The sequence below is a fragment of the Hallella seregens ATCC 51272 genome, from assembly GCF_000518545.1.
GTDB classification, from domain to species: domain Bacteria; phylum Bacteroidota; class Bacteroidia; order Bacteroidales; family Bacteroidaceae; genus Prevotella; species Prevotella seregens.
The window spans coordinates 1-20,008 of the sequence record NZ_JADU01000011.1 but is presented as its reverse complement, the minus strand read 5'-3'; the positions used below and the strand labels follow the sequence as shown (position 1 = coordinate 20,008).

The following is a 20,008-nucleotide window of genomic DNA, read 5'->3' as shown; positions in this document are numbered from 1 at the left end:
AGTAAAGCATACCCGATATGAAACAACCATTATTCATAAGCCTGTTGTTCCTGCTGCCCTCTGTTTCATGGGCCCAAACCTACGAAGTGCCCGTGTCCGAGGCGCAAGAAAAGATGACTACGGGCCGGTTTCAGCCCACATGGGAATCTCTTGAAACGCAATATCAAGTGCCCGAATGGTTCTGCAATGCCAAATTTGGGATATGGGCCCATTGGGGACCACAGTGTGTAGAGGGTTCGGGCGACTGGATGGCGCGCGCCCTGTACCAGGAGGGATCCAAGGCTTGGAAGTTTCATTGTGAGCATTATGGGCATCCGTCTGAGGTGGGGTTCAAGGACATTCTACCTCTTTTCAAGGCAGAGCGTTGGAATCCAGACTCGTTGGTGGCCTATTACAAGAGCCTCGGCGCGGAGTATTTCTTTGCTCTTGGCAATCATCATGACAATTTCGACCTTTGGGATTCCAAGTATCAGCCTTGGAATTCCAAGAATATAGGGCCACATAAGGACATTCTTGCAGGATGGTCAGAGGCAGCCCGCAAACATGGATTGAAGTTTGGCGTGTCGCTACATGCCGACCATGCGTGGTCGTGGTACGAGCCGTCGCGCCGCTACGACCGTAGTGGCGACAAGATGGGGGTGCCTTACGATGGCTGGCTCACCAAGGCCGACGGCAAGGGCAAATGGTGGGAAGGCCTGGATCCGCAGGACCTTTATCAGCAGAATCATCCCTTGAGTCGGGGCTCCTGGGCCGATGGCATGATTCATCAACAGTGGGGTTGGGGCAACGGTGTGGCTCAGCCGTCGCAGCAATTCGTTACCTACTTCTACAATTGGACGCTTGATGTCATCAATCGGTATAACCCCGACTTGCTCTATTTTGACGTAACCGTACTGCCATTCTGGCCAATCAGCGATGCCGGACTGAAAATAGCGGCTGGCTTCTACAACCACAACCTGGCCACGCATCAGGGGAAAATGACGGCCGTTCTGTTTGGTAAGATTCTCAATAAGAACCAGCGCAAGGGCATTACATGGGATGTTGAGCGCGGTGCGCCCAACCAAATTGTTGACCATCCTTGGCAGACTTGCTCGTGTATTGGTGGTTGGCACTATGATACCGAGGGCTACGAGAACGGCTGGTACAAGACGGCCTCGCAGGCTGTACGGCTTCTTGTTGATGTGGTCAGTAAGAACGGCAACCTGTTGCTCTCGGTACCTCTACGGGCTGATGGTACTTTCGACGAGAAGGAGAAAGCCATTCTGGATGAGTTTGGCGCATGGATGCGTGTCAATAAAGAGAGCATCTTTGCAACCCGTCCTTGGAAAAAGTTCGGTGAGGGTCCCATTGCAGAGTCCGATATTAAGATTAACGCCCAGGGCTTCAACGAGGGTTCATACACCAAAGCCGGTGCCTCTGAGATTCGATTTACAACAAAAGGCAATGTGCTCTATGCCACAGCACTTGCCTGGCCGGACACTCATCAGTTAACGATTAAGAGCCTGGCGGACGGTAGTGATCTCTATTCGGGGAAGATTCATACTGTCCGACTTCTTGGCCACGGTAAGGTGAAGTTCAACCGTACAGCCACAGGGCTTGTGGTAGAGCTCCCGGGAAAGCCCTGCAACACTATTGCGCCCGTACTGGAGATTAGGTAGTCGCGGCCCCTTTTTCTCCTTGTCCACTAAGCGCTGGCCTGTCAGCTCTTGGCGGACGAGGAGGTAAAGTCCAGGCTGCCAAGCGCAGCGAAAGAGCCGAACTGGGCCGCCCGCTCCGACATGGGCATAGGGGGATGCAGCTTGGAAACGTGGTGGGGCAGGTGAATGATGTCGTCGTATTTTCCCATTATCGTCGTATTTTCGATGAGTGTCCGTGGCTTTGGCGTGCAGAAAGGTCAGGCGCGGTGCCCGCCTATCTGGCTGTTGCGCTGGCGGGCCGTCGCTCCCTCAGCAAAGTCGAGAGCCCGCAGGATGGCATTCTTCCCAAATTTCTTTTTGATGTCGAGCAGTGTCTCCTGCATGCGGTGCTCGCGGGCGAGCGACCGTTCCTCGTCCTGCTGCTGTTGCAGCAGCAGGGAATTGTCGGCAAACATGTCGAGCTGTACCGGCGTCTGGTGCTGCTTCTCGGCTTCCTGCTCGGGCAACACCCGTGCCGCGACAATGTTCAAGCGACGAATGAGCAGGTTAGGGTTAACCATGCTGTCGAACAAAGAGATAGCCGCTTCAATGATTTTTCTACTCGAAGCCGTGAGCCTCGTCAGATTTTGCGACCCATGTGCCGGTCGGGGCACCTGCCGGCCATAGTGGTCGAAGCCGATGGGGCCACGGTAGGCGGCCCGTATCTCGGGGCGGATGAGGCTTTCACGGTCGTAGCCAATGGTGATGACAATCTGGTCGGTTACCAGCCGTTTGTCCACCAAGTCGAGGGCCAGCGCGTCGGCCATCTCTTTCATCACCACCTTGGCCTTGGCAAAATCATAGGGTTCGGACAGCACCTGCCCACTGCTCAGCGAGCTCGTCTCCGGCCGGTAAGCCTTGATGGCGGCCATGGTGCACGGTTCCCAGCCCCAGGCATGGTCGATAAGCAGCTCGGCATTAACGCCAAAAAGCCGGTAGAGCAACGCCTCGTGATTGACGGAACAACGGGCCACGTCGCCCATGGTGTGCATGCCGTAGGCCTCCAGCTTGCGGGCAGTGGCACCCCCAACCCGCCAGAAACTGGTGAGCGGCCGGTGGTCCCACAGCTGCTCACGGTAGGCTGTTTCGTCGAGTTCGGCTATGCGCACGCCGTCGCTGTCGGCCGGCATGTGCTTGGCAACGATGTCCATAGCCACCTTGGCCAGGTAGAGATTGGTGCCGATGCCGGCCGTAGCCGTGATGCCGATCTCGCGCAGCACGTCGCGTATCATAGTCATGGCCAGCTGGTGGGCAGTCATTTTATAGCTGGCCAAATAGGGGGTCACGTCGCAGAACACCTCGTCGACGGAATAGACGTGGATGTCTTCGGGCGAGACGTAGCGCAGGTATATCTCGTAGATGCGCTTGCTGTAGGCCTTGTAGTGCGCCATGCGTGGCGTGGCGGCAATGTAGCCAATCTCCAGCTCGGGATGGGCCTTGAGCTCCGTGTCCGACACCGACTGCCCCGCGAACTGCCGCCCCGGCGCCTGCTGGCGCCGCGCATAGTTCACCTCGCGCAGCCGCTGCACCACCTCGAAGAGGCGTGCCCGGCCGCTGATGCCGTAGGCCTTGAGCGAGGGCGACACGGCCAGACAGATGGTTTTCTCGGTGCGACTCACGTCGGCCACGACCAGATTCGTCGTCAACGGATCCAGTCCACGCTCGCGACATTCCACGCTGGCGTAGAACGACTTGAGGTCGATGGCGATATAGCTGCGCTTGTCTGTCATCTATTCGGCGGTGATGCCGTTTTCCCGGACAAAGGCGCGCAGCCGGCTGCCATCGTCGAGCGAGGGCGAGTAGGGGGTGAGCAGGTGCAGCCGCCCGGGGCCGTAGAGGGCTAGCAGGTCGCGTGCGGTGTTGAGCACGCACACGTCGCCGGCCAGGCCGCACAGGTCTATCCGGTCAATGCGGAGGGCCCGCACCAGCCGGTCGACGACGGCAGCCGACCGATCGTTCTGCATGATGGAGTATTCTTCGCGGTCTACCCGGTCGCCCTTATATAATAAGGTGAAGCCACCGCGCGAGCGGTTGAGCGCCTCGAGCAGGGGTTGCCAGAGGGCCGCCCCCGCCGAGTGCTGGATGCAATGGGGCGGCCACTGGCCGCCTTCACGGTCGAACGATGCGTGACGATAGGGGTGCCAGTCGGACGTGACGAGCTTCACGGCATAGTCGTCGTGGGTCTCTACATACCGGGCCAGCCCGTCCATGGCCTCGGCCGCACCGGGCACGGGTAGGGTTCCACCGATGAAATCGATCTGCGGATCCACGACGAGCAGCATCTTTTTTATCTTCTTCGTTTCTTCCATCTTCGTTGCAGGGTTTTCTCCGCCCTCACAGTTTCGGGGTGAGGGGTACTTGCAAATGCAAAAATAGAGATTTTTTCTGAAAGCGGCAAGCCGTGGGGACATTCATTGCGACGAACAGGAGTTTTTGTGTTGTGTCCGCACACAACTTGTTGATTTAGGTCAAGAATTGAGCGGTTTTGGGAGAAAACAGGAGCGAAAACATTGTGCAGTCGTGAGAAACGCCGTATCTTTGCATCGTCAAAAGGTTAATAAGATTTTTAGGTTAGTAGTTTCATATAGGTTTTTAGTTTTAGGTTTTTAGGTAAAGATTGTTTAAGTCATTAGGTAATTAGTTTAAGGTAAACAAAGATTGAACCATTCAGGACAACAAGTTGAAGCATGAGCGTTGGTTTCCGCCGTGAGGCGTGAACCCACAATCAAGCTCCAAAAGCGGAACCAAGGTTCTGCCAACAAAGATGCAAGGTCTCGCGAGAGGTCTTGTTTTTTTGTGTCCCGACGCAAAAACAGCCGGCCCCGGACGACGGGATTCGCCCAAAAACCTTACCTTTGCACCGCAACACAAACTCCCAAAACCGCCGATATGCAAATACTTCTTGCCGATGCCAAGCTGATGAATGGCCGCTGCACGGTGCAGCCCCAATCTGTCCCCATGTTTGACGCCACGGCCCAAGCCATTGCGGCCGACCTGGCCCGGATGGATACCGGCGAGCTGGGCGACCGGCTGAAATGCAGCCCCAAGCTGGTCGCCGAGAACTGGCTGCGCTACCAGAACTTTCTGCTGGCCGAACGCCGGCCGGCCATCATGGCCTACAGCGGCCAGGCCTACAAGCACCTGCGGGCCACAACGCTCAGCCCGTCGGCCCTCAACTATGCCCAAGAGCACCTACGCATTACGTGCTATCTCTACGGACTGCTGCGGCCGCTGGACGGAATCGCGCCTTACCGTATCGTGCCAACCATCAGTCTTCCAGCCACCAACGACGTTCCGCTGTTCCATTTCTGGAGGGACAAACTCACCGACTTGCTCATCCGCCGCACGCTGGCCGACGACGGTGTGCTGGTGCATCTCAGCACGGGCGAATACGAACATCTGTTCGACTGGCGGCGGCTTTGCCGCGAGCTGCGTGTCGTTCAGCCCATGTTCATGGTGGACAGTGGGGGAGAGCTGGCCGTCCAGGCAGTGTGGGCCAAGGCCTGCCGTGGAGCCATGACACGCTGGCTGCTGGAACAGCAGCCCACGTCGGTCGAAGTCCTGCACGAGTTCGGCTACGAGGGATTTGCCTGGCGGCCTCAGCTGGGCGAGCCCGCCATTCCTTATTTTGTGCGCGAGGGATAAACCGTCCCCGTGCAACGGTTCCGCGTGCACGGCGTAATCGCCGCGCGTTTGCGGCGAAAAGGCCATACGATTACACCGTAATCCGCTCGCGTTTACGGTGTTGTCGCAAGCCGATTATAGCTTTGCTTTCAAGTGCCCACTATGCGGCGCGTTACGCAAACCGCCCAACAGATGCTTGGTCTGCCGGGCGGCCGATGAGTAAAGGACGTGCACACAGGTGCCCATGGTCAGCAGCCGGTGCCGTCAAGGCTGCATGCAGGGCCGTCGGGCATGGGCTCCAGACCCACCTCGGCCGACGACAACGTCACGCTGCCATCCTCGCGCACATAGCAGGGAATGCCCACGTCGCCAATGCGACGGGCCTCCTCGAAAGCGGGATGATGGTCGCGCAGGTCGAGAAACTCTTTCAGATTCTTCACATGTTCGCCAATGTCCACAAGCTGAAAATCGGGATTGCCTTCCACCTGTTTCTCCACATAGCTGCAGTACGGACAGGTTTTCATGCCATACATCTTAATCATAATCGTATTCTTTACAGTGTTTAATGAGTTGCAAAGATAAGTAATTATGCCAGAACAAGCTGCTCCCGGTCTTCAAATTATAAATTATTAGCAATACGGCCCACCGCTTTCCAGCCTCCGTTCGCCCCACTTTTCAAATATAATTGCGATTATGATAAATTACAAAGACCTGTGAACGAAAAGAAAGCAACGGCCGCTTATTTCATCGAAATTGTTTGCGCTCTCACAGTTTTTTTGTACTTTTGCCCGAAATATAGATAATTCTTAAAATCACAGCATCATGCTTACACTGAAGCTTATAAGCGAAGAGACGGAGCGTGTGGTCAAAGGACTGGAGAAGAAACACTTCCAGGGCGCACGCGAAGCCGTCGAGAAAGTATTGGAATATGACAAGCTGCGCCGCGAGACACAGCTGAAACTCGACAACAACAAGCAGCAGCAGAACCAGTTTGCCAAGCAGATTGGCGGACTGATGAAGGACGGCAAGAAGGCCGAGGCTGAAGAAATAAAGAACCGCGTGGCCGAGTTGAAAGCCACAGACAAGGCTTTGCAGGAGATCATGGACAAGGCACAGGAGGACATGACGCAGGTGCTGCTCCAGATTCCCAATATTCCCAACGACGCCGTGCCCGAGGGCAAGGACGCCGAGGACAACGTGGTGGTGAAAGAAGGCGGCCCCATGCCCCAGCTGGACGGCGACGCGCTGTGCCACTGGGACCTGCTGAAGAAGTACAATCTGGTGGACTTCGACCTCGGAGTGAAGATTACCGGGGCCGGCTTCCCCATCTATCTGGGCAAGATGGCCCGCTTCCAGCGTGCGCTGGAAGCCTTCTTTCTCGACGAGGCCCGCAAGTCGGGCTACCTGGAAGTGCAGCCGCCCTACGTGGTCAACGAGGCCAGCGGCTACGGCACGGGCCAGCTGCCCGACAAGGAAGGACAGATGTATCATGCCAATCTCGACAACCTTTACCTCATCCCCACAGCCGAGGTGCCGGTGACCAACATCTTCCGCGACGAGATTCTCGACGAGAAAGAGCTGCCCGTCAAGCGGTGCGCCTACTCGGCTTGCTTCCGTCGCGAGGCCGGCAGTTACGGCAAGGACGTGCGCGGACTGAACCGTCTACACCAGTTCGACAAGGTGGAAATCGTGCGCATTGACAAGCCGGAACACTCTTACGAGAGCCTGCAGGAGATGCTGAACCACGTGGAAGGTCTGCTGCAGAAGCTGGAACTCCCCTACCACATCCTGCTGCTCTGCGGCGGCGACATGAGCTTTACGTCGGCCATCTGCTATGACTTCGAGGTGTGGAGCGCCGCCCAGAAGCGATGGTTGGAGGTGTCGTCGGTGTCCAACTTCGAGAGCTACCAGGCCAATCGGCTGCACTGCCGCTTCCGCCGCGCGGAGACCAAGAAGACCGAACTCTGCCACACGCTGAACGGCTCGGCCCTCGCTCTGCCCCGCATCGTGGCTTCGATCATTGAGAACAACCAGACGCCCGAGGGCATCCGCGTGCCGAAAGTGCTTGTGCCCTACTGTGGCTTCGAGATGCTCGACGACAAGAACTTCGGATAAGACACCTTATTATATATATACAACAGCTGACATTTGGCAGGGACATACGTCCTGTATGTCTGTGGCCGCAAAGCCTTGACAGACATGCGGGGCGCATGTCCCTGCCGCATTCCACCTATCGTCCGGCCCTATCCGCCCTACCCTGCTCAACCTCATTATACAAAAACAACCACTAAAGATATTGCGAACCATGAACAAGATTATCAAGAAAGAGCAGTTCTCCGAGAAAGTATATTGCTTCGAGGTGGAGGCTCCGCTCATAGCCCGGAGCTGCCGTCCCGGCAACTTCATCATTGTACGGGTGGACCAGAAAAGCGAGCGCGTGCCCTATACCATTGCCAAGGCAGATGCCGCCAGGGGCACGTTGACGCTCGTCATCCAGGAGGTGGGTCTCTCGTCTACCAAATTCTGCCGGCTCCGTGAAGGCGACACCGTGCACGACATTGTGGGCCCATTGGGCAATCCCTCGCGCATCGAGAACTACGGTACGGTGATTTGTGCCGGCGGCGGCATTGGCATTGCGGCCATCCTGTCCATTCTCATGGCTCTGAAGCAGGCCGGCAACCGTGTCATTTCGGTGCTGGCCGGCCGCACGAAGAACCTTGTCATCATGGTGGACGATGTGGCCCGATACAGCGACGAGGTCATCATCATGACCGATGACGGCTCCTACGGCCAGCAAGGCGTGGTGACTGTGGGCGTGGAACAGGTGATTCGGCGCGAGCATGTGGACAAGGTGCTGGCCATTGGCCCGCCTGTCATGATGAAGTTCACCTCGCAGATGGCCCGGAAATACGGCATACCCAACGACGTTTCGCTCAATACCATCATGGTGGACGGCACGGGCATGTGCGGCGCCTGCCGGCTCACCATCGGCGGTAAGACCAAGTTTGTGTGCATCGACGGCCCCGAGTTCGACGGCGATCAGGTGGATTGGGACGAGATGATGAAGCGCATGGGCACTTTCAAAAACGTGGAGCGGGAGGAGATGGAGCATTACCAAGCCTCCCCCGCTCCCTCTCCTGCTGGAGGAGAAACTGGAGGGTTCTCCCAAGGAGGGCCGTTGCCTCCTCACACTGGAGAGGAGACGGGGAAGACTTTCCAAGGGAATCCGTCGCTTCCTCCTGCGGAAGAGGCAGAATCAGCAGAGGACTACTCGCGTAATGCTCAATGGCGCAAGGATTTGCGTGCGGCGATGAAAGCAAAGGAACGGATGGCCATTGAGCGGGTGAAAATGCCCGAACTGGATGCCACCTACCGTTCCACCACCCGGCTCGAGGAGGTGAACCAAGGCCTGACGGCAGAGATGGCCGTGAGAGAATCCCACCGTTGTCTGGACTGCGCCAAGCCCACGTGCGTGGAAGGATGCCCGGTGAACATCGACATCCCCTCGTTTGTCAAGAACATAGAGCGGGGCAACTTTCTCGCTGCCGCCAAGGTGCTCAAGCAAACTTCGGCCCTGCCGGCCGTGTGCGGCCGCGTGTGTCCCCAGGAAAAACAGTGCGAGAGCCGCTGCATTCACGTCAAAATGAACGAGCCGGCCGTGGCCATCGGCTATCTGGAGCGGTTTGCCGCCGACTACGAGCGGGAGAGCGGACAGATGGCCCTGCCCGAGATTGCCCCGGGCAACGGCATCAAGGTGGCCGTGGTAGGCTCTGGCCCTGCGGGGCTGAGCTTTGCCGGCGACATGGTGAAGCGGGGATTCGAGGTATATGTCTTCGAGGCCCTGCACGAGATTGGCGGTGTGCTCAAGTACGGCATTCCCGAGTTCCGTCTGCCCAATCGCATCGTAGACGTGGAGATTGACAATCTGCGGCGTGCCGGCGTGCACTTCCAGACAGACACTATCATTGGAAAAACCATTAAGGTAGAGGAACTTGAAGAACGTGGATTCAAGGGAATCTTTGTAGCTTCGGGAGCCGGTCTGCCCAATTTTATGGACATTCCGGGCGAGAATCTCATCAATGTGATGTCGAGCAACGAGTATCTGACACGCGTGAACCTGATGGATGCGGCCAACCCCGACACCGACACGCCCATCATTCTGGGCAAGAAAGTGATCGTGGTGGGCGGTGGAAACACGGCCATGGACTCCTGTCGCACGGCCAAACGGCTGGGCGCCGACGTGACGCTGGTCTATCGCCGGTCGGAAGCGGAGATGCCCGCCCGTTTGGAAGAAGTGAAGCATGCCAAGGAAGAAGGCATCCGCTTCCTCACGCTCCACAATCCCAAGGAGTATCTGGGCGACGAGAATGGGCGCATCTGCGCGGCCGTGCTCGACGTGATGCAGCTGGGTGAGCCCGATGCCTCTGGCCGTCGGCGGCCGGAGATCACGGGGCAGACCGTCACGCTGGAGTGCGACCAGGTGATTGTGGCTGTCGGTGTGTCGCCCAACCCGCTGGTGCCGAAGTCGATACCCGGGCTGGAACTCGGACGGAAGAATACCATCGTGGTGAACGAAGACATGATGTCGTCACGCTCCGGACTCTATGCAGGCGGCGACATTGTTCGTGGCGGTGCCACGGTGATTCTGGCCATGGGCGACGGACGGCGTGCCGCCGCCAGCATGGCGTCAACCCTGCTGGCCTAAAGATGGAACGTCTGTAATAGGCCAGTCCGCCGGCTGACGATGCCTATTAATATTATCTAAAAAACACTTTGGCGGCTTCGGCGTTTATCGGAAAAGCCTTATCTTTGTTCTTCCAATTGAGGAGACAGATGAAACAGAAAATCATAATGCTGATGGTCATGGCCCTGCTTGTAGCAGAGACAGGGCATGCACAGAGACAGCGAACCGCGGGGAAAGCCAGGCCTACCAAGAAAGCGGGCAGGCCCGCAATGCAGGAAACGCCGGCGAACAGCCTCTATCGCACCATGCTGCCCGCAACGGCCAAGATGATGTTTGTAGACAGCATGGTGGTGGCCAAGGCCGATTTTCTGGCAGCCATTCCCATAGACAGCGAGGTGGGACGGCTGACGGCCCGACAGACCGGCACCAATGCGCAGGGCGGATGCCAGATGCAGTATCAGGATGGGTTTGGTGACCGGCGCATCTTCGCCGGCGGCGACACCACCGGCACCACGCTCTGGTCACAGACCCGATTGGGCAGTGCTTGGGGGCAACCCGTGCGGTTGGCCGACATATCCGGCGAAGACTACATGTGGCAGGACTACCCTTTCCTCTCAACCGATGGCACCACGCTCTATTTCTCGGCGATAGGCCCAAGCTCCATAGGGGGGCGCGACATCTTCATGACAACTTTCGATGCCGACAAGGGCGAATGGTACAAGCCCGAAAACTACGGACTGCCTTTCAACTCCACGGCCAACGATTACCTGCTCGTCATTGACGACGTAGATACATTGGGCTGGCTGGTCAGCGATAGGTTCCAGCCGCAGGATAGCGTGTGCATCTATACCTTTGTTCCGTCCGGTCTTCGTCAGGACTTTACCAACGACGGACTCAGCACGAGTCAACTGGAACACTACGCTGCCATTCGCAGCATCAGAGACACTTGGGCGTTTGGCAACCGCAGCGAGGCACTAACCCGGCTGCGGACCTTGGCAGCCCGTCGCAAGGCCAAGTCGGGCATGGCGGCTGGTGGCATGCGGTTTGTGATCAACAACGGGCGTGTTGTCACCTCGCCCTCCCAGTTCAAGAAAGCCGAGAGCCGACGGCTCTATGCCCAGATAGAAGAGCTGGATGCAATGATTGCCAAGACAGAACGGGAACTGGAAAGTCTGCGAAGTGCATATCATCGGCAAGCCGAACAGCAGACCGCGCATCAGATAATCGATGCCGAGAAGCAACAGGCCCAGCAAAGGGAAGACCTTCGGGCACTGACACTCAAAGTCCGCGTGCTCGAAAATCAATGAATAACTAAAAACATAAACGCTATGAATACGTATTTTGCAGAGTCTGAACTCATCATCAACGGCGACGGCTCCATCTTCCATCTCCACCTCAAACCCGAACAGCTGGCCGACAAAGTGATTCTGGTAGGCGATCCCGAACGGGTGGCCTTGGTCGCCTCACATTTTGAAACCAAGGAGTGCGAGGTGAGCAATCGCGAGTTCCTAACCATCACCGGCACTTATCATGGCAAGCGTATCACGGTGCAAAGTACGGGCATTGGCTGCGACAACATCGACATTGTGCTCAACGAGATGGATGCACTGGCCAATATCGACTTCCAGACACGCACGTCCAAGCCACAGCTGCGGTCGCTCGAGTTTGTACGCATTGGCACCTGCGGGGGACTGCAACCCGATGTGCCGACAGGAACCTACGTGGCAACGGTCAAAAGTATAGGATTCGACGGGCTTCTGAATTTCTATGCTGGTAGAGATAAGGTTTGTGATCTTTCGTTGGAGCAATCCTTTAAGGATCATGTGAAATGGCAGGACAAGATGGGCAATCCCTACGTGTCCGTCTCTGATACAGGACTGCTCGACCGAATTGCCGACAAGGACATGGTTCGCGGATATACCATTGCCTGTGGCGGTTTCTTCGGTCCTCAAGGGCGTCAGCTCCGTGTGCCGTTGGCCGACCCGAAGCTGAACGAGAAGATAGAGAGTTTTGATTACGACGGCTTTCACATCACAAACTTTGAGATGGAGTCGAGTGCCTTGGCCGGACTCTCTTCGCTCATGGGGCACAAAGCACTTACGGTGTGCATGGTCATTGCTAATCGCGTGGCCAAGAAAGCTGAGAGCAATTACAAGAACGACATTGACGGCCTCATCACCACCGTACTCGACCGCATCTAATCACTCCTTTGCATGATAAACAGTGATACCATCGTAGCACTGGCTACACCTGCGGGCGGTGCCATTGGCGTGTTGCGCCTCAGCGGCCCCGATGCCCTTACGGTCACCGGTCGGCTCTTCTCCCCTATCAAGGCAGGTTCAGCCGGAGACGGTGCCCATCAGTTTGTCCATGCCCGGCCCAACAGTCTGCACTATGGACACCTTCATACGCTGGATGGCGAGGATATCGACGACGTAATGGTCTGCATCTATCGTGCCCCGCACAGCTATACCGGCGAAGACTGTACGGAGATTAGCTGCCATGGATCGGCCTATGTCCTCCATGAGGCCATTAAGGCCTGCATCGATGCCGGAGCACGGCAGGCCACTCCTGGAGAATATACCCAGCGGGCGTATCTTAATGGCAAGATGGACTTGTCTCAAGCCGAAGCTGTGGCCGATTTGGTATCGGCAACCAATCGGGCAACGCATAAGATGGCGCTTAGCCAGCTGAAAGGACATTTCAGCAGCGAGCTCTCCCTCCTGCGCGAGCAACTGCTCAAGATCACGAGCCTCCTGGAGCTAGAGCTCGATTTCAGTGACCATGAAGAACTCGAGTTTGCCAATCGGGATGAACTCGAGACTCTTGCTGTCAGAATAGACCATCGGATAACGACCCTTGCCCGCTCTTTTGAGACCGGCAATGCGCTGAAGCAGGGTATTCCGGTAGCAATCGTGGGAAAGACCAATGTGGGAAAGTCGACTCTGCTCAATCGGTTGCTTCATGAGGAACGGGCTATCGTCAGCGACATCCACGGCACAACGCGCGACGTCATAGAAGATTCGATGACCATTCAGGGTATTCCTTTCCGATTCATTGATACGGCTGGCATCCGCACCACCTGCGACAAGATAGAGCAATTGGGCATAGCACGCACCTATCAGAAACTTGACGAGGCCACCATTGTACTTTGGCTCACAGATGCCACTCCCACTCCCGAAGAAATGGCCGACATGCAACGGCGCACTCATGACAAGCACCTCATCATGGTGCGAACCAAAATCGACCTGCACTCCCCTACCCCGGAAACAACCAACGCTACCACTTCCGTTCATTCTCTCTCTGCAAATAAGCCTGGAGCGACTATTTATATTTCTGCAAAACTTGGATTAGGGCTCGACACTCTTGAATCGGCTTTACTCCAGGCTGCCGACATCCCCGATATTAACGAAAGTAGCGTTATCATTACAAGTGCCCGCCATTACGAGGCTCTTTCTCGTGCACACGATAACCTGTCTCGTGTGCTTCAAGGCATGCGCTCGAATTTCCCTACTGACCTGATTGCCGAAGACCTCCGTCTCGTCCTCGACGACCTTGCAGATATAACCGGTCGGGGCCGCATCACTCCCCAGGAAACCCTCCACAATATATTTTCTCACTTTTGCATCGGAAAGTAAGCCTTATTTTGGGTGTATCAAATCAGATATAAAACTGATGCAACTAATGTGAGATTACAAAGGGAGTTTCATCGAAATAAGCATCGGAAAATAAATCGAAATTTTTGCACGGTTTATACCCGATTTGTCGTTTATTTGTTGTTACTTTGTTGCTGGAAACATATTAAGCAACAAAGCAAGCAACAAAAATCATGGGACAGTCAAAAGAGCCAATCCGCCTACGTCAAAGGCGTACACCGTCGGGGCTGATAAGCCTGTACCTCGACATCTATCTCAACGGGCGACGCTCGTATGAGTATCTGAAAATGTATCTCGTTCCCGAGAAGACGAGAGCCGACAGGGAAAAGAACCGAGAAACGCTCAAACTCGCTGATGCTATCCGTGCAAAACGGGTTCTCGAACTCCGCAACGGGCAGTACGGCTTCCAATCGCAGTTTGCAGCCTCTACTCGTTTTTTCGATTATTATCGTTCACTCTGCGAAAAACGGCTGGGAGGAGAAAGCAGAGGCAACTGGGGTAATTGGTATTCGTGTCTCCATCATTTGAAGAAGTACGAAAAGCGGGAGGACATTACCTTTGCCGAGATAACGCCCGAATGGGTACAGGGGTTTAAGGATTACCTCGATAATGATGCTGTGGCGTGGACACACGATTACCGAAAGCGTATTAAAGACCATCCACTTGCCCGTAACAGCAAGATGTCGTATTTCAATAAATTGCGGGCGTGCCTTAATCAAGCCTATGAGGAGCGGATTATAGCTGTCAATCCGCTACGTGGTATAGACGGGTTCAAGGCGGAAGAGGGAACACGAATGTACCTCACTATCGACGAGGTAAAGAAACTTGCACAGACAGAGTGCGAGTACCCACAAATCAAAGCAGCATTCCTGTTCTCTTGCCTCACGGGGTTACGGCGTAGCGATGTGCTACGGTTACGCTGGGGTGATGTTTATCAGCAGGGCGATTTTACCCGTATCATTTTCAAGCAAAAGAAAACCGCAGGGCAGGAATATCTCGACATAACGGCAGAGGCTGTAGAGCTGATGGGTGAACGAGGAAACCCCGATGATTATGTTTTTACGGATATACACTCTCCATCCTGTACGAACAAAACCATAAAGCTGTGGGTTGCAAAGGCGGGTATAAATAAGGATATAACATTTCACTGTGCACGACATAGAGATTTTTATAAACGACAAATAATCAATAGATTAAATTGTTTGTCAATATAGGGAGGTAACGATAAGGAAACCAGCGAACTTCTATACTCTACCTTGTTTTGCCATTTCAAAGAACCACTTTGTTTGCTGCAAAGGTAGCGATATTTTCGCGAAAAGATGGGAATTTCTTCGTTTAAAATAGTTTGGGTATTATAAAAAGTAATCCATCATGACAAAATATTCATATAGCACTCCTTAAATTCTGCTTTTGGGACATAGAACTTAGTGGTTGTTTGACTTAAACAAAGGTCATTCTTTATCGAAACATTTTATCATATTATAGTACTCCCTAATTTTAGACAACGGATTTGCCTTTTTCTTTCACAGTTAGAAACATACAGAATTTCTTTGATATGGTTTATTGTTCTTCTTATGCAGCTTCTACTATTATTCCATATAGCATAGCTGGTAGTGGCCTGGCGATGCTTTGGGGTGGTCTCTCAAAGCAGTAGAAATTTATCCATGTTTTGGATCCCATTTCTGAGTTCAAGAGCTGTATCAATTGGGGGCAGATACATTCATTCGAAGAGTAATCTGTTTTTTATGTCTATATTTAAAGAAAGATTTTTATAGAGTTATTTCCAAAACCTCGAAGCAGGCAACTTATCAACATTATTCTGTCATCTTTATTGGTATAAATCTTCTCTTTGAGCAAAAAACAACATATCATGTTTAAGTAGTTGTTAAAATATCTATACTTTGTTTTGATTGTTTTTGTAGGGGCAAGAAGACTAAAAACTCTTAAGATTTTAATGAAAGATAAATGTGTTAGATAGGCACAAGCAAAATTAGTCTTCCCATATTCAAGCAGGCGGAGAAGAGCTTAAATAGGTTTAAAATCACAAAAGAATTATCTGGCTGAGATATAAACATCTCGATTTATTTTGTATATTTGCACTGAAAAATTGAGTAAAGTATTTGATCTATGAATAAGATAAAACTTGTGCTTGACAATAAAGGCATTAAACAGAAATGGTTAGCGGAGCAATTAGGAAAGAGTTTTAATATGGTTAATTCTTATGTGCAAAATAGGACTCAGCCAAACCTTGAAACTCTATACAAAATAGCTTCAATTCTTGATGTAGAGGTAAATGAACTACTATATTCAAAAGATGATATAGAACAAATTAAAAATAAGCAATAATATGGCAACAGCGAATCAATTAAAAACGCTCGTAAAGAGCCACTTTGAAGACAATAGCGAGAGATTTAACACTGTTGCATTACAAATTGCAGCTCATGAAGCTAAATTGGGACATACAAATTTAGCTAATGATATACGAAAAATTATTGATGCTGCAAAAATCAATAAGCCTAAATTAAAAAACATAGATTCTAATTTACAAGGCTTATTCTTAGAAATTTATCCACAGGAACATTTAACAGATTTAGTTGTTGCCCCGCAAGTAAAAAATAGAATAGAAAGAATTATTAATGAATTTACCTATAAAGATAAATTGTTTAGGCATAACCTTGAAAACAGACGAAAAATTCTTTTTTCGGGGCATCCTGGTACAGGAAAAACTATGACAGCATCAATAATTGCCAATGAATTGCACTTGCCAATATATGTAGTACTAATGGATAAAATAGTAACAAAATACATGGGAGAAACAAGTGCTAAATTACGGCAAATATTCGATTATATTGAAGATGTTCCTGCCGTTTATCTTTTCGATGAGTTTGATGCAATCGGAGGACAACGAGGTAAGGATAATGACGTGGGCGAAATGCGTCGAGTATTAAACTCATTTTTACAATTTATTGAAAGAGACCATTCTGATAGTTTAATTATTGCAGCAACTAACAATTTAGAATTGTTAGATCAGGCATTATTTAGACGTTTTGATGATGTAATTCATTATCATCTTCCAAGCGAACTTGAAAAAGTTCAACTGCTTAAAAACCGATTATATGGGAAACTTTCACAAAAAGATATTGATTCGATTTTGCCAGAGTTAGAATCTTTAAGTCATGCAGAAATAAATCAAGCATGCTTAGATGCAATTAAAGAATCTGTAATAAATAATGTTAAAATATCCACAGGTTTGCTTGCAAAGACAATTCAAGAAAGAAAATCAGCTTACAATTTAAAATAATAAATATGAATAAATACGAGCATATTATTATCCCTGAAACAATAAAAAAAGCTATTAAATATTCTCCCAGAGGTAGTGGTGGTGGCGGTCTCTCTATACCTGTGCGCAATCGGCAAGCACATGCAGAATATTTACAACGGAAATTTGATGCTGCCAGAGTTGATGATACAAATGTCAAACAACAAATGGAAGCAATCTCCTTACCTGCGAGAAGTGGAATTTATCTCGAATTTGCAAGTGCTCCCACTTATGATTTAGTATCAAAAAGTTTAGAAGATCAAAAAGCTGGTATCCGATTGTTAAATATTCGACAGGTAAAAACAGAAGATAACCAGGAACAGACTTTTGCAACTATCTATATTCCTCATGGAAAGGAAAATAGACTTTTAGAAAAGCTACATAAATATGCGACGGAAGAGTTACGTAATGGGAAACCTAAAAATGACACTCTTTTCCGAAGTATCGAAAATATTAATGTAGCTCTCCTGAAAGCATTATGGACTGACAGATATGAAGATTTTCCAACTGATCACAATGATTGGTATGAGGTTTGGATAAGAACTTCTGTAACAGAAGATATTGTAAATCAACATAACAGATTTATAGATTCTCTTCAGAGTCTCAACATTCACTTCAAAGAGGATTCAATTCTAACATTTCCAGAAAGGACTGTATTTTTAGTATATGCAAATATAGATGCTCTGACTAAATTATTGGGATGTTCAGACCAATTAGCAGAATTGCGAAGTGGACGTGTATTGACAGGATTTCTATTTGATGAGTATAGAAATGAGCAACAAGAATGGGTGGAAGATTTATATAATAGAGTCCAATTTAACCCAAATACAAATTCCGTCATTTGTGTATTAGATTCAGGTGTTAATAATGGACATCCTCTTTTGGAACCTATAATTCCAGAAAGAAATTGTGGCTCTGTCGTTGGAGAGGGTCTTGCGGATAGGGATGGGCATGGCACAAGAATGTGCGGAACCGTCATTTATGGCGATATGTCTTCTTGCCTTGCCAGCACCCAGAAAATACAAATTGATAACCAAGTTGGTTCAATTAAATTATATCCGCATGGTCTTCCTAATCCCAAAGAAGCATGGGGATTTTTGACAGAACAAGCAGTTTTGACGTCTGAAATTATATTCCCTCACAAAACCGTTTGCTATTGCATGGCAATAACGGCAGAAGATAGTGAGCAAGGAAAGCCAACATCTTGGTCAGGAGCAGTTGATTCGATTGCGTACAACAATGGCAATACAGGTCGCTTTTTTATGGTTTCTGCTGGTAATATTAGGGATATAAATAATTTGGATAAGGAAATTGTTACTGGTTATCCAAACAGAAATAGCCTTCGACCAATACAGAATCCTGCTCAAGCTTGGAATGGTTTGACTGTTGGGGCCTTTACCAATATTGTAGCAATAGATAGTCCTAATTTGAGAAACTATGATCGTGTTGCGCCAAGTGGTGGAATTAGTCCCTTTTCTCGAACGTCATCACTATGGGAAAAAGGTGCATTGATTAAGCCAGAAGTTATGTTTGAAGGAGGAAATTTATATAAAACCAATGATCTTCAATTCCCATTTTCTTCTCATCAAGATTTAGAATTGATAACAACGAGTAAAAATTACCAAATAAGCAGTTATTTTGACACTATTAATGCGACAAGTGCAGCAACGGCGTTAGCTGCAAATTTTGCAGGTAAATTGCAGGCTCGGTATCCTCATTTATGGGCAGAAAGCATTCGTGGAATAATGGTTCATTCTGCAAAATGGACTTCATCTATGGAAATACAATTCCCTGTAAGAAATAGAGGAGACATGGAACGAAGATTGCGCCATTGTGGTTATGGTGTACCATCAGAAGAAAGAGCATTTTATAGTACAGAAAATGGTTTAACGTATGTTGCCCAAGAAATAATACAGCCCTTTATCAAGGAGCGAGGAGATAATTCTCCAAAAATAAATGAAATGCACTTTTTTGAGTTACCTTGGCCTCGTGAGGTTTTAGAGCAACTTGCAGAAACAAATGTTACAATGCGAGTAACTTTATCATATTTTATTGAACCAGCTCCTGGAGAAATCGGTTGGAAAGATAAATACAGATATGCGTCATGCGGATTGCGTTTTGATGTAAATAAAGAAGATGAAGATCAAAGGGCTTTTCAATTAAGAATTAATAAATTGATTGAAGCCGAAGAAAACGAAGAGCGTGGAAGGAATGATTCTACCAGATGGTTAATTGGATCGGACAATAGAAATAAAGGATCAATACATTCAGACGAATTAAACCTCACAGCTGCTCAATTAGCAGTATGTAACTTGATAGTTGTTTATCCAATTGGAGGTTGGTGGAAAACACGTACTAATTTGAAACAATATAACAATAAGCTGCGGTATTCTTTGATTATATCTTTGGATACCCCTGTTGAAAATATAGATTTTTATAATACCGTTAAGACAAAGATAGAAACCGTAGTTAATATTCCCATAGAAATCTCAACGAATGATTAATAAATAGGTGGGAACCTAAAAAACAAAGATGATTATTGGCTTACCCGATAAATCGCAGTTCTTGTATTATATGGGTTGACACAAAATATGGATAGAGAAAAACTGTCTCCGTAAAATCTATCATTTTGGTTCAAACGATTGGTATTCAATGCCTAATGAGTTATGAAATGCTATAGGTAATGATTGGGCGACCTATCTTCCGCAATGATATACAACGCTTTACATAACTCGAATAACCTGTTGCAAAGATAAGGGTATATTGTGAGAAAAAGGAATTTTCTCTCTTAATTTTTTCGTAAAGCCGTCCGTTGGGCGGCTTTTTGTTTTCTGTGTATTCTATTCTTATGATGAAATGCAGTCTCCGAAGACGGCGTTTTTTGTTTTCGCCCTGCTTCTCTCCCTGCACATCCTCCACTTATGCTCGTGTATCATGTCGGGATCGGTTTGTTCGTTGTCAGCGGCAAAGGTAGTTCCGGGCTTCTACGGACAAAAAAGGTCGGGGCGGCAAGCCGTTTAGACGACAATCTCCACACTTCCATTTCATT

Annotated in this window: 15 protein-coding genes; 11 read left to right on the top strand and 4 right to left on the bottom strand. The window is 50.3% G+C overall.

Annotated features, from left to right (window positions below):
- The first annotated feature begins 17 nt into the window (after positions 1 to 17).
- Positions 18 to 1,658 carry an alpha-L-fucosidase gene (locus tag L888_RS0104890; RefSeq protein ID WP_027952067.1) on the top strand — a complete coding sequence of 547 codons (1,641 nt, stop codon included), beginning with the start codon at positions 18 to 20 and terminating at the stop codon, positions 1,656 to 1,658.
- 41 nt (positions 1,659 to 1,699) lie between these two features.
- Here L888_RS0104890 and L888_RS14445 read toward each other — a convergent pair whose 3' ends face one another.
- Genes L888_RS14445 through L888_RS0104875 form a run of 3 tightly spaced genes read right to left on the bottom strand, consistent with a single transcriptional unit; the run spans position 1,700 to position 3,985 of the window.
- Positions 1,700 to 1,846 carry a hypothetical protein gene (locus L888_RS14445; RefSeq protein WP_005846363.1) on the bottom strand — a complete coding sequence of 49 codons (147 nt, stop codon included), beginning with the start codon at positions 1,844 to 1,846 and terminating at the stop codon, positions 1,700 to 1,702.
- A gap of 48 nt (positions 1,847 to 1,894) precedes the next feature.
- On the bottom strand, positions 1,895 to 3,406 hold the full coding sequence (locus L888_RS0104880) for a Y-family DNA polymerase (RefSeq protein ID WP_027952066.1): 1,512 nt from the start codon (positions 3,404 to 3,406) through the stop codon (positions 1,895 to 1,897).
- On the bottom strand, positions 3,407 to 3,985 hold the full coding sequence (locus L888_RS0104875; RefSeq protein ID WP_005846382.1) for an isochorismatase family protein: 579 nt from the start codon (positions 3,983 to 3,985) through the stop codon (positions 3,407 to 3,409).
- 580 nt (positions 3,986 to 4,565) lie between these two features.
- On the opposite strand from L888_RS0104875, the gene L888_RS0104870 reads away from it, so the two are divergent.
- The gene (locus L888_RS0104870; RefSeq protein ID WP_027952064.1) at positions 4,566 to 5,321 is read left to right on the top strand and encodes a YaaA family protein; all 756 of its coding nucleotides are present in this window, start codon (positions 4,566 to 4,568) and stop codon (positions 5,319 to 5,321) included.
- 227 nt (positions 5,322 to 5,548) lie between these two features.
- Here the strand turns inward: L888_RS0104870 and L888_RS0104865 are convergent, their stop codons facing one another.
- Positions 5,549 to 5,842, bottom strand: a complete 294-nt coding sequence (locus tag L888_RS0104865) for a hypothetical protein (protein WP_005846386.1) — start codon at positions 5,840 to 5,842, stop codon at positions 5,549 to 5,551.
- 280 nt (positions 5,843 to 6,122) lie between these two features.
- Between L888_RS0104865 and serS the strand changes: the two genes are divergently transcribed.
- From serS to L888_RS13990, 9 genes are all read left to right on the top strand, one after another.
- Entirely contained in the window at positions 6,123 to 7,415 is a 1,293-nt protein-coding gene (gene serS, locus L888_RS0104860; RefSeq protein ID WP_027952063.1) for a serine--tRNA ligase, read from the top strand.
- A 190-nt stretch (positions 7,416 to 7,605) separates the two neighbouring features.
- A complete protein-coding gene (locus L888_RS0104855) occupies positions 7,606 to 10,005 on the top strand; it encodes a bifunctional dihydroorotate dehydrogenase B NAD binding subunit/NADPH-dependent glutamate synthase (protein WP_027952062.1) in 2,400 nt (799 codons plus the stop codon).
- Between the two features lie 128 nt (positions 10,006 to 10,133).
- The gene (locus tag L888_RS0104850) at positions 10,134 to 11,291 is read left to right on the top strand and encodes a hypothetical protein (protein WP_027952061.1); all 1,158 of its coding nucleotides are present in this window, start codon (positions 10,134 to 10,136) and stop codon (positions 11,289 to 11,291) included.
- 21 nt (positions 11,292 to 11,312) lie between these two features.
- Positions 11,313 to 12,185: a nucleoside phosphorylase gene (locus L888_RS0104845; RefSeq protein ID WP_027952060.1), complete on the top strand. Its 873-nt coding sequence runs from the start codon at positions 11,313 to 11,315 to the stop codon at positions 12,183 to 12,185.
- A 12-nt stretch (positions 12,186 to 12,197) separates the two neighbouring features.
- Positions 12,198 to 13,622 (top strand): tRNA uridine-5-carboxymethylaminomethyl(34) synthesis GTPase MnmE, encoded by a 1,425-nt coding sequence (gene mnmE, locus L888_RS0104840; protein WP_044248672.1) that lies wholly within the window; start codon positions 12,198 to 12,200, stop codon positions 13,620 to 13,622.
- A 191-nt stretch (positions 13,623 to 13,813) separates the two neighbouring features.
- Positions 13,814 to 14,854 (top strand): site-specific integrase, encoded by a 1,041-nt coding sequence (locus tag L888_RS13380; protein ID WP_044248669.1) that lies wholly within the window; start codon positions 13,814 to 13,816, stop codon positions 14,852 to 14,854.
- 913 nt (positions 14,855 to 15,767) lie between these two features.
- A complete protein-coding gene (locus tag L888_RS0104830; RefSeq protein ID WP_014226349.1) occupies positions 15,768 to 15,986 on the top strand; it encodes a helix-turn-helix domain-containing protein in 219 nt (72 codons plus the stop codon).
- Between the two features lies 1 nt (position 15,987).
- Entirely contained in the window at positions 15,988 to 16,941 is a 954-nt protein-coding gene (locus L888_RS0104825) for an AAA family ATPase (protein WP_027952058.1), read from the top strand.
- Between the two features lie 5 nt (positions 16,942 to 16,946).
- Positions 16,947 to 19,463 (top strand): S8 family peptidase, encoded by a 2,517-nt coding sequence (locus L888_RS13990; protein ID WP_075261839.1) that lies wholly within the window; start codon positions 16,947 to 16,949, stop codon positions 19,461 to 19,463.
- Positions 19,464 to 20,008 lie beyond the last annotated feature (545 nt).